The organism is Escherichia sp. WS1450 (assembly GCF_046487395.1).
Classification (GTDB): domain Bacteria; phylum Pseudomonadota; class Gammaproteobacteria; order Enterobacterales; family Enterobacteriaceae; genus Escherichia; species Escherichia coli.
Genome location: NZ_JBJQJO010000132.1, coordinates 1 through 893, shown reverse-complemented (window position 1 = coordinate 893; position 893 = coordinate 1). Strand labels below are relative to the sequence as shown.

The 893-nt window shown below is 45.9% G+C and carries 1 protein-coding gene and 1 pseudogene; both read left to right on the top strand.

What is annotated here, in order from left to right:
* Window positions 1–100 (top strand): annotated as a pseudogene (locus ACJHYR_RS27920) (ANT(3'')-Ia family aminoglycoside nucleotidyltransferase); the annotation flags it as partial.
* A gap of 27 nt (window positions 101–127) precedes the next feature.
* Window positions 128–601, top strand: coding sequence for a trimethoprim-resistant dihydrofolate reductase DfrA14 (dfrA14, locus tag ACJHYR_RS27915; protein ID WP_004201280.1), 474 nt, complete (start codon window positions 128–130; stop codon window positions 599–601).
* Window positions 602–893: the final 292 nt, after the last annotated feature.

Below are 893 nucleotides of genomic sequence, written 5' to 3'. Positions count from 1 at the left end.
AAGAATTTGTTCACTACGTGAAAGGCGAGATCACCAAGGTAGTCGGCAAATAATGTCTAACAATTCGTTCAAGCCGACGCCGCTTCGCGGCGCGGCTTAACTCAAGCGTTAACCCAGGATGAGAACCTTGAAAGTATCATTGATGGCTGCGAAAGCGAAAAACGGCGTGATTGGTTGCGGTCCAGACATACCCTGGTCCGCGAAAGGGGAGCAGCTACTTTTTAAAGCATTGACCTACAATCAGTGGCTTCTGGTGGGTCGCAAGACGTTTGAATCTATGGGCGCACTCCCCAATAGGAAATACGCGGTCGTTACCCGCTCAGGTTGGACATCAAATGATGACAATGTAGTTGTATTTCAGTCAATCGAAGAGGCCATGGACAGGCTAGCTGAATTCACCGGTCACGTTATAGTGTCTGGTGGCGGAGAAATTTACCGAGAAACATTACCCATGGCCTCTACGCTCCACTTATCGACGATCGACATCGAGCCAGAGGGGGATGTTTTCTTCCCGAGTATTCCAAATACCTTCGAAGTTGTTTTTGAGCAACACTTTACTTCAAACATTAACTATTGCTATCAAATTTGGAAAAAGGGTTAACAAAGCTATGCAATCGACGGCAAAAAGCTTCGTTCGCTTCGCGCACTACGCCTTTTCCGCGATTGATAGCGACGTTATGTGAATATTGAAATGAGCATTCCAAAGAAAGGAAGTAGAAAAATTATCGTGGGCGAAAATGAGTTTTTGTGGCTCATTAGGTCAAAACTCACATATTCGCAGGACGGCACTGTTGCAAATAGTCGGTGGTGATAAACTTATCATCCCCTTTTGCTGATGGAGCTGCACATGAACCCATTCAAAGGCCGGCATTTTCAGCGTGACATCATTCTGT